This is a genomic window from Nocardiopsis oceanisediminis (genome assembly GCF_048595525.1).
Lineage (GTDB): Bacteria > Actinomycetota > Actinomycetes > Streptosporangiales > Streptosporangiaceae > Nocardiopsis_A > Nocardiopsis_A oceanisediminis.
In genome coordinates this window covers 3,305,816-3,314,798 of record NZ_JAFMZJ010000001.1, presented here as the reverse complement: position 1 = coordinate 3,314,798, position 8,983 = coordinate 3,305,816, and the positions used below count along the sequence as shown (strand labels likewise).

The following is an 8,983-nucleotide window of genomic DNA, read 5'->3' as shown; positions in this document are numbered from 1 at the left end:
GAGTATCACCCTTTTTGCAGCGCACAATTGGACCGCATTGACCGAAGGGGCGGTCCCCGAGCAGACCGGACCTCGGCCGGAAAGGGAGGAAGCCCCGCTCCGCAGCGCTTCCGAGAATTCCTGCCGGGCGATACCAGTCGCCCATCAGGCCATTCTCCGCCGCGACCGGTGAAATTTTCGCCATATTTCTCTGCGATGTTCGCGCCATTCCCCCTTGACCGCTTGTGGCCGCCTCATTACGGTCTAGACCAATCGAAGGACGCGAACCCGCTCTCGCCCCCTTCCATTGCCGCCTACCCCCTTGCGACCGGCGGGAACGCGCGCCTTCGACAGTCCGGGCGCACGCTTCGCGGCGCCCTGCGGCCGGCCGCTTCCGCATGCCCGCGGCCTCTCCTGCGGGCGCACCGGAAGCACCGCTGCGGGGCTTCCGATCGGCCCCGGGCCGCGATCCCTCATTCCCGCTACCGCGCACCTCCGGACGGCCGACGGCCGCGCAGCCTCGAATCACCGGCCGGCCCGGAAACGCGGAACACCTCGGAAGGGCCGAACATGAGCCTGAAAAGAAAAGCCGTCTCCGCCGCGACCGTCGCCGCCGCCACACCGCTGCTGTTCGCACTGCTGCCCGCGGCGGCCGCCAACGCCCACGGATACGTCTCCGCCCCGGCCAGCCGGCAGGCCCAGTGCGCCGCCGGCACGGTGGAGTGCGGCGGCATCAAGTGGGAGCCGCAGAGCGTCGAGGGCCCCAAGGGGCTGAGCAGCTGCAGCGGCGGCAACTCCCGCTTCGCCGAGCTGGACGACGACTCCAAGGGCTGGGAGGTCCACCCGGTCGGCAGCTCCCTCGACTTCACCTGGACGATCACCGCCCGGCACGCCACCAGCACCTGGGAGTACTTCGCCGACGGCCAGCGGGTCGCCGTGATCGACGACGGCGGGGCCCGCCCCGGCTCGTCGGTCACGCACAACGTCGACCTCAGCGGGCAGAGCGGCCCGACGAAGATCCTCGCGGTGTGGAACATCGCCGACACCGCGAACGCCTTCTACGCCTGCATCGACGTCAACGTCGGCGCCGCCTGACCCGCGGCGGCCCCGCCCCCTCCCTGACGGCGCCCCGCCCCCGCCTGCCCCCCGGGGGCGGGGCGCCGGCGCGTCCCCCGCTCCCCCGGGCCGGTCCCGGCGGGCCGTCCGCACGGGCGGCGACCGGGGCGGCGGCGCCGCCGGGACCGGCGGGGAAGGGCGCCGGAGGCGCCCGTCAGCGGGCCGGGCCGCCGGCTCCGCCCGGGGCCAGGCGGCGGAGCGCCGCGTGCACCCGTTCCGGATCGGTCGGCCCCTCTTCGACGAACGTCCGCATCATCAGGCCGTCCACGGCCGCCGTGAACGCGGCCCGGCCGGCCGGGTCGGGGCCGGCGCAGCGCAGCGCGAGCACGTCCAGGCACCCGTTCCACCGGTGCAGTTCCGCGCGGAGCGCGGGACGGCGGGCGGCCATCAGGTAGAGCTCGTACTCGGCGAGCGCCGCGGCGCGCTCCTTGTCGGCGGCCTCCGCGATCAGCTCGGCCAGGCCGCGCAGCGCCGCTCCGGGCTCCTCGGGCAGCGCCCGCACCCGCTCGATGTAGTCGTCGTTGACCCTGGCCAGGGCGGCGACCAGCAGCTCGTCCACGGTGGCGAAGTAGTAGAGCACCGCGCTCGGCGGCACCCCGGCCTCCTTGGCCACCGCCCGCTGGGTGACCGCGGCGACGCCGTCGCGCACGATGACCCGCAGCACGGCCTCCAGCAGCTCCCGCCGGCGCCGCTCGCCCTTGCGCCGGCGCCCGTCGGTGATCCGCTCCGCCTCCTCCCGCTCAGGCATGCCCGGCCTGCCCGCCCATCTCCAGGGCCAGCACCCCGCCGACGACCAGCAGCACCCCGCCGATCTGCACCCAGGTCAGCGGTTCCCCGAGGAAGAGCGCGCCGATCAGCGCGAGCAGGGCCACCCCGGAGGCCGCCCAGACGCCGTAGGCCACGCCGAGCGCCATCCCCCGGGACAGCGCCTGGGAGAGCAGGTAGAAGGCGGTCCCGTAGAAGAGCACCACCAGCGCCGACGGCAGCAGCCGGGTGAACCCGCCGGTGAACTTCAACGAGACCGTCGCCGCCACCTCGGCGGCGATCGCCCCGACCAGCCAGAGCCACGGCATCGCGCACACCCCCATCCGAAAAAACCTGAGCAATTGCTCCAGATTCTAGGCCCGAGCGGCCTCCCCCCGTCAAGTCCGGCCGCGCGGAGACCGGCCCGGAGCCCCGCGGCGGCACCGCCGACCGGGGCCGGCGGACATCCGCCCGGCCCGATCGCGTTAGCCGCCCACCGCCGCGGGCACGCTCAATGACATGGGTTTACTTCTGCTGATCCTCGGAATCGTCCTCATCGTCGCCGGCGTCGCGGCCCTGCTCCGCCGCCAGATGCTGTGGGGCATCGTGCTGATCGTCGTCGGCGTGATCCTGGCGCCCAGCGGCGGCTTCGTCGGGCTCTGAGGCCCTTCTCCGCAAGGCCTCCCCGCCACGGGCGGAGGCCTTCGACCGGCGCCTGCGCGACGGCCCTCCGCCCCGCGCCGCTCCTCCCGGCGGCGCCGCTGAGCCGGCTCCGCCCCCTCCGATCACGGACACTCCCGCCGGGGCGCACCCGGTCCCGGAGCGGGGCGCGTACCCTCTCCCCGTGGCCCCGCGGCGGAAGAGCGGGGCCCCGGCCGGTCCCCGACCGGCGGAGCGACGACGAGCAGGAGAGGCCGATTCTTGGTGACCTCGATCGACACCGTCCCCGGGTGGTTCTCCGACGACGAGCTGGACTGGGTCCGCGACCGGCTGCCCATCCTGTACGTCAACGCGGTCCCGGTCCGGGTGGACAACACCGGGGCGGTGACCAGCGTCGGCCTGCTGCTGCAGGCCGGGCCCGACCAGACGATCAGCCGGGCGGTGGTCTCCGGGCGGGTGCTCTACCACGAGCGGATCCGCGACGCCCTCCTGCGCCACCTGGAGAAGGACCTCGGGCCGATGGCCCTGCCCGGCATCCCCGCGACGCCGCAGCCCTTCACCGTCGCGGAGTACTTCCCCACCCCCGGGACCACCCCCTACCACGACCCCCGCCAGCACGCCGTCGCACTGGCCTACGTGGTGCCGGTGACCGGCGACTGCCGCCCCCGCCAGGACGCCCTCGACCTGGTCTGGTTCACCCCCGAGGAGGCGGCCGGCCCGGACGTGCAGCAGGAGATGGCGGCCGGCCAGGGCGTCCTGGTCCGCCAGGCGCTCGCGCACACCGGCCGGCTGCCCTGACGGCGGGGCGGGCGCGCCGCGCGGCGCGCCCGCCCCAAGGGACGTTGGTCCGCGGCGCACCGTGGCTTGACCCGGGTACGGGTAGACAGGTGCAGACGTGCCCCGAGCGCCGCCCTCCCCGGGGCGGCGCCCGCGCGCATGCCGCCCGACCAAGCGCGTCCACCCGCTCCGAGGGGGAGAGCCACAGATGACCGAGGGATACGGAAGGCCCCAGAACGGAAACCCGATCACCACCACCACCGCGGGCGCCCCCGCGCCCAGCGACGAGCAGTCGCTCTCGGTGGGGCGCGACGGCCCCATCGTGCTGCACGACATCTACCTCATCGAGAAGATGGCGCAGTTCAACCGGGAACGCGTACCGGAGCGCGTGGTGCACGCCAAGGGCGCCGGCGCCTACGGCGCCTTCCGGGTCACCAACGACGTCTCCGAGTACACCTGCGCGGACGTGTTCCAGCCCGGCCGGGAGACGCCGATGCTGGCCCGGTTCTCCACCGTCGCCGGCGAGCAGGGCAGCCCGGACACCTGGCGCGACCCGCGCGGCTTCGCGCTGAAGTTCTACAGCCGGGACGGCAACTACGACCTGGTCGGCAACAACACGCCGGTGTTCTTCATGCGCGACCCGCAGAAGTTCCAGGACTTCATCCGCTCGCAGAAGCGCGACCCGCGCACCGGGCTGCGCGACCACACCATGCAGTGGGACTACTGGTCGCTGTCGCCGGAGTCGGCGCACCAGGTGACCTGGCTGATGGGCGACCGCGGCATCCCGCGGACCTGGCGCAACATGGACGGCTTCAGCTCGCACACCTACATGTGGGTCAACGCCGCCGGGCGCCGGGTGTGGGTCAAGTACCACTTCCTGACCGACCAGGGCAACGAGTTCCTCACCCAGGCCGAGGCCGACGCGCTGGCCGGCGAGGACGCCGACCACCACCGGCGCGACCTGTACGCCGCCATCGACCGGGGCGAGTACCCGTCCTGGACGCTCAAGGTGCAGATCATGCCGCTGGAGGAGGCCGCGGACTACCGGTTCAACCCGTTCGACCTGACCAAGGTCTGGCCGCACGGCGACTACCCGCTGATCGAGGTCGGCCGGATGACGCTGAACCGGGTGCCCGAGGACTTCTTCATCCACGTGGAGCAGGCCGCGTTCGAGCCGTCCAACCTGGTCCCCGGGGTCGGACCGTCGCCGGACAAGATGCTGCTGGCCCGGATGTTCTCCTACGCCGACACGCACCGCTACCGGATCGGGGTCAACTACAACGAGCTGCCGCCGAACCGGCCGCAGGTGCCGGTCCGCTCCTACTCCAAGGACGGGAGCATGCGCTCCCACCCGCCGGACACCGGGGCGGTGTACCACCCCAACTCCTACGGCGGGCCCGACGCCGCGGTGCAGGAGGGCACCGACCCGGCCTCCTGGGCCGTGCACGCCGGCGAGATCGTCCGGGAGGCCTACAGCGCGCACCGCGACGACGACGACTTCGTCCAGCCCCGGACCCTGATCCGGGACGTGCTGGACGGTGCCGCCCGCGACCGGCTGGTCTCCAACATCGCCGGGCACATCGGCGCGGTCACCGACGGCAAGGTGGCCGACCGGGCCCTGGAGTACTGGCGCGGCATCGACCGGGAGACCGGCGACCGGGTCGCCGACGCCCTCCGCGGCGGCTGACCGGCGCTCCGCGAGGAAGGGCCCGGGGACTCCGCGGTGAATTCCAGGGGTCGTCGCAGCACCGCTGCCGGTTGCCGTGCCCTGCCAGGCGCTCGGCTGGGGTGTCCCAGCCGAGCGTTCTGCGTGGCCGCGGGCCGAGCTCGGCGGCCGCGGCCTCCAGCTCCTCGGCCAAGTGCGCCGAGAGGCCGGTCCCCTTGGGGAAGTACTGCCTGAGCAGGCCGTCGACGCTTCTATGGCAAGCAGCGAGATGGCACTGAGTGATCCGGTGACCCCAGGAAGCGCGATCCGAGAGCATCGCCCGGTGGATGACGTCGATCAGACGGCGCTGGAGAATCCGTCGAGCTCCGCGAGCCCCCTTGGCCGGTTCGTGCCGCGCAAGCAGCTCTCGCGCGCCAGAGTGGAAGCGTTTCCGCACGAGGGCAGCCGTGCAGAGCACGCTGTTCAACCGCCGATTACCGCCTCGGTGTAGCCGATGGCGCTCCCTGTCCGAGGAGTAGACCGGGATCGGCCGCACCCGCACTTGAGCGATCGCTCAAATCCGCGTACGGTTCTTTTGAGCGACCGCTCAAATCGGGCGGCGGGAAGGGGCGGCGCATGGGGATCTACATCGAGGCGCGCATCCGGGCCGGCCTCGGCCTGCTCTGGGAGCGGACCCAGGACCCCGCCGAGCACTGCCGCTGGGACCTGCGGTTCACCGAGATCCGCCCGCTGCCCCGGCTGCTCAGCGAACCGGCGCGGTTCCGCTACGCCACCCGCGTCGCCCCCTTCGTCCGCGTCACCGGCACCGGGGTGAGCGCCGGCGAGCGGCGCCGCCCGGACGGCACCCGCACCTCCGCCCTGCGCTTCGCCTCGTCCCACCCGCTCTCCCTGATCGCCGAGGGGCGCGGATACTGGCGCTACATCCCCGCTTCCGGCGGGGTGCGCTTCCTGACCGGCTACGACTACCGGCCGCGCTGGGGCCGGGCCGGCCGGCTCGCCGACCGGTTCGCCTTCCGCCCGCTGATGGGCTGGGCCACCGCCTGGTCCTTCGACCGGCTGCGGCTCTGGTGCGAGCGCGGGATCAGCCCGGAGTCCGCGCTGCGCCGGGCGCTGGCCGAGGCGGCGGTGCGCGCGGCGGCGGCCGCCGCCGCACTGGCGGCCGCGCCCCCGCCCGCCGCGGCGGCGGTCTGCGCCGCCGCCCTGCTGCTGCCCCCGCTGCCCGCCACCCCGGCCGCCCGGCGCTGCCTGCGCCGGCCTCCGGAGCGGACCGCGCCCGCCCCTCCCGCGCTCCTCGGCCTCCTGGAGCGCGCCGCGGACACCCCGGCGCAGGCGCCCTCCGCCCGCCGCCGGCCACCGTTCCGAACCGGAAGGACCCGACCGTGACCTCCCTGTTCCAGCGCGCGATGGGCGACGGCTTCGACCGGCTCCACCCGCGGCTGCGGCAGCGCTTCTCCGCCGGGCTCGACTCGGGGGCCTCCTGCATCGGCCGCGGCACGATGGACCGGATCTGGCACGGCGGCGCGGCCGTGCGCCCGTTCCTCGCACTCGGCGCGGTGCGCAACGTCCTGGTGCCGAGGGCCGGGCGGGACGTGCCCTTCACCATCGAGAACGTGCCCTACACCGATGCCCGCGGGCGCGAGGCGGTGACCTTCGTGCGGACCTTCCTGCTGCCCGGGCGCCCCCGGCGGTTCGACGCCGCCATGGTCTACAGCCCCGAGCGGGGCTGCATCGTGGACTACCTGGGCACCCACCAGCACCTGGCCTGCGACCTGTTCCCGGAGCCGGACGGCCGGGGCGGCCTGGTGATCCGGTCCGGTCCGCTGCGGTTCCGCGAGGGCCCGCTGGACGCCGGGGTCCCCGCGCCGCTCGGCGGGGCGGCCGAGGTCCGGGAGCACTACGACGAGCGGGACGGCCGGTTCCGGATCAGCGTGCGCGTCACCAACCCGCTGCTCGGCCCGGTCTTCGGCTACCGGGGGTCGTTCACCGCCGAGCACCCCCGCACCGGCGGCCGCCCGCTCCCCGCGCACCTGCGCCCGGCCCGCGAGGAGGCCCGCGACTGACCGCGCCCCGGCGCGGACGGCCCCGGCCGGCCCGCCGATGGGCCGGGTGCCGCCCCAGGGGCGATGATCTTGACGTTGCGGGGGTGTGAGGGTGCTCTGACACCCCCGCAACGTCAAGATCGCCAGGGAGGGGCGGGGGCGGCGGCGCCGTTCAGAGCGGGTCGCCGCCGAACCCGGTCTCGTTGCCGTCCGGGTCGTGGAAGACCGCCTTGCGGACGCCGTTCTCGCAGGCCTCCCGGTGCGCGGGCTCCAGCCCCCGCTCGGCGATCCGGGCGAGGCGGGCGTCGAAGTCGTCGACGAACACCGTCTGCATCGCGTGGCCGGCGTGCCCGGGCCGCACCTCGATGTAGATCCACCTGCCCTCCCCGAGCCCCCACACCGCCTCGGTGTCGTTGGGGAGGAGCGCCGGCGGCGCGCCGAGCAGTTTCTCGTACCAGGCCAGCGCGGCGCCGTAGTCGGTGACGGGGACGCCTGCGAACGGCTCCACGGTCATGGTCGCCCCTCCACGGGTCGGCGGATCCTCCGCTCCCGTCCTCTGCCGTACCCGCGACGTTCCCGCCGCACCGGGGCCGGCCCGGGCGGCGGGAAGCGCGGCGGGTCCCGCTCCGGGTCCCGGGCCCCGGAAAACCGGTTCCCCCGCCGCGCCTCCCGCCGCTAGGGTCGTGCCATGCTCTGACCCCTGCCCGGTGCCCGGGCACCTCCGCGGCCTCCTTCGCCCGCCGCATCCCGATCCGGAAACCCGCGAAGGAGTCCTCCGCCATGACCGCACCGACCCCGATCGACGTCCCGGACGCGTTCACCGCGTCCTACCCCGAGCAGGGCGCCGAGGCCCGCGCCTGGCTCGCCTCCCTCCCGCGCACCGGCGCCGAGCTGCTGGAGCGCTGGGACCTGCGCCCCGACGGCCCGACCGCGCACGGCATGGCCTCGATCGTGCTCCCGGTGCGCCGGGCCGACGGCTCGCCCGCCGCCCTCAGGCTCCAGCAGCCCCGGGAGGAGGCCACCGCCGCCTCCATCGGCCTGCGGACCTGGCGGGGCGACGGCATCGTGCGGCTGCTCGACGGCGACGACGCGATCGGCGGCCAGCTGCTGGAGCGGCTGGACGCGTCCCGCCCGCTGTCCTCGGTGGCCGACGACGGCGCCGCCGTGCAGGTCCTGGCCGAGCTGCTGGCCCGGCTGACCTCGGTGCCCGCCCCCGCAGGCCTGCGCTCGCTGGCCGGCGTCGCCGGCGCCATGCTCGACCGGGCACCCGGGGCCGCTTCCGCGCTGCGCGACCCCGCGGACCGCCGGCTGGTGCGGACCTGCGCGTCCGCCGTGGCCGAACTGGTCGCCGAGCCCGGCGACCGGCTGCTCCACTGGGACCTGCACTACGGCAACGTCCTCGCCGCGGAGCGGGAGCCCTGGCTGGCCATCGACCCCGAGCCGCTGGCCGGCGACCCCGGCTTCGACCTGCTTCCGGCGCTGGACAACCGGTGGGACGAGGCGGTGGCGACCGGCGACCCCGGCCGGGCGGTACTCGGCCGGTTCGACCGGCTGACCGAGGTCCTCGGGCTGGACCGGGGGCGGGCGACCGGCTGGACGCTCGGCCGCGTGCTGCAGAACGCGCTGTGGGACGTCGAGGACGGGAAGACCGCCCTGGACCCGGCCCAGGTCGCCATCGCCGGGGCCCTGCTGGGCCGCTCCGCCCCCGCGGCGGCCCGCTCCGCCGAGCGGCTCTGACCTGCGGGAGGCCGCACTCCCGCCGGAGCGGCGCCCCGGTCCTCCCCCGCTCTTTCCGGCGGAGGGCCGGAGGCCGCCGCCCGGCCGGCGGCCTCCCCGCGCCCCTGTCGTCCCATGCGGCCGAACGGGGGCCGCCGCGACGGCCCCGGCACCACGCCCCGGAGGAGAGCGGCGGGGAAGAAACCGCTCCCCGCCCGATCGGACCCGGGCCTCCACCGTTCTTCCCACCGGCTTCCCACCGGAGAGGGCGGGGGCAGCGCCCCGC

11 protein-coding genes and 2 pseudogenes are annotated in these 8,983 nt (G+C 75.1%); 8 read left to right on the top strand and 5 right to left on the bottom strand.

All coding sequences use genetic code 11. From position 1 onward, the window contains the following. Positions 1–549: 549 nt before the first annotated feature. Positions 550–1,074, top strand: coding sequence for a lytic polysaccharide monooxygenase auxiliary activity family 9 protein (locus J0910_RS14610; RefSeq protein ID WP_420159050.1), 525 nt, complete (start codon positions 550–552; stop codon positions 1,072–1,074). 175 nt (positions 1,075–1,249) lie between these two features. Here J0910_RS14610 and J0910_RS14605 read toward each other — a convergent pair whose 3' ends face one another. Continuing rightward, on the bottom strand, positions 1,250–1,843 hold the full coding sequence (locus J0910_RS14605) for a TetR/AcrR family transcriptional regulator (protein ID WP_420159049.1): 594 nt from the start codon (positions 1,841–1,843) through the stop codon (positions 1,250–1,252). Then, positions 1,836–2,168, bottom strand: a complete 333-nt coding sequence (locus tag J0910_RS14600; protein ID WP_420161995.1) for a DMT family transporter — start codon at positions 2,166–2,168, stop codon at positions 1,836–1,838. Before J0910_RS14600 ends, J0910_RS14605 begins: the two co-directional genes overlap by 8 nt. A gap of 190 nt (positions 2,169–2,358) precedes the next feature. Here J0910_RS14600 and J0910_RS14595 point away from each other — a divergent pair, with 190 nt between their 5' ends. The 3 genes from J0910_RS14595 (at position 2,359) to J0910_RS14585 (ending at position 4,963) form a co-directional block, all read left to right on the top strand. Then, positions 2,359–2,502, top strand: a complete 144-nt coding sequence (locus J0910_RS14595; protein WP_420159048.1) for a GPGG-motif small membrane protein — start codon at positions 2,359–2,361, stop codon at positions 2,500–2,502. A gap of 261 nt (positions 2,503–2,763) precedes the next feature. Next, a complete protein-coding gene (locus J0910_RS14590) occupies positions 2,764–3,297 on the top strand; it encodes an NUDIX hydrolase family protein (protein WP_420159047.1) in 534 nt (177 codons plus the stop codon). A gap of 187 nt (positions 3,298–3,484) precedes the next feature. Continuing rightward, positions 3,485–4,963: a catalase gene (locus tag J0910_RS14585; RefSeq protein WP_420159046.1), complete on the top strand. Its 1,479-nt coding sequence runs from the start codon at positions 3,485–3,487 to the stop codon at positions 4,961–4,963. An 85-nt stretch (positions 4,964–5,048) separates the two neighbouring features. Here J0910_RS14585 and J0910_RS14580 read toward each other — a convergent pair. Continuing rightward, positions 5,049–5,186: pseudogene (locus J0910_RS14580) on the bottom strand (IS30 family transposase); the annotation flags it as partial. A 78-nt stretch (positions 5,187–5,264) separates the two neighbouring features. Between J0910_RS14580 and J0910_RS14575 the strand changes: the two are divergent. Then, positions 5,265–5,432: a hypothetical protein gene (locus tag J0910_RS14575; RefSeq protein ID WP_420162129.1), complete on the top strand. Its 168-nt coding sequence runs from the start codon at positions 5,265–5,267 to the stop codon at positions 5,430–5,432. On the opposite strand, the pseudogene J0910_RS14570 reads toward J0910_RS14575, so the two are convergent. Beyond that, positions 5,406–5,477, bottom strand: a pseudogene (locus J0910_RS14570) (hypothetical protein); the annotation flags it as partial. The gene J0910_RS14575 and the pseudogene J0910_RS14570 overlap by 27 nt on opposite strands. 80 nt (positions 5,478–5,557) lie before the next feature. Here J0910_RS14570 and J0910_RS14565 point away from each other — a divergent pair. Together J0910_RS14565 and J0910_RS14560 are read left to right on the top strand one after the other, a co-directional pair. Continuing rightward, positions 5,558–6,325 (top strand): hypothetical protein, encoded by a 768-nt coding sequence (locus J0910_RS14565; RefSeq protein WP_420159045.1) that lies wholly within the window; start codon positions 5,558–5,560, stop codon positions 6,323–6,325. Beyond that, entirely contained in the window at positions 6,322–7,002 is a 681-nt protein-coding gene (locus J0910_RS14560) for a DUF4166 domain-containing protein (RefSeq protein ID WP_420159044.1), read from the top strand. The genes J0910_RS14565 and J0910_RS14560 overlap by 4 nt, the downstream gene beginning before the upstream one ends. A gap of 151 nt (positions 7,003–7,153) precedes the next feature. On the opposite strand, the gene J0910_RS14555 is transcribed toward J0910_RS14560, so the two are convergent. Next, complete coding sequence (locus J0910_RS14555) at positions 7,154–7,495, bottom strand: VOC family protein (RefSeq protein WP_420159043.1); 342 nt, start codon at positions 7,493–7,495, stop codon at positions 7,154–7,156. Positions 7,496–7,761: 266 nt separating this feature from the next. Between J0910_RS14555 and J0910_RS14550 the strand changes: the two genes are divergently transcribed. Next, on the top strand, positions 7,762–8,718 hold the full coding sequence (locus tag J0910_RS14550; RefSeq protein ID WP_420159042.1) for an aminoglycoside phosphotransferase family protein: 957 nt from the start codon (positions 7,762–7,764) through the stop codon (positions 8,716–8,718). Positions 8,719–8,983 lie beyond the last annotated feature (265 nt).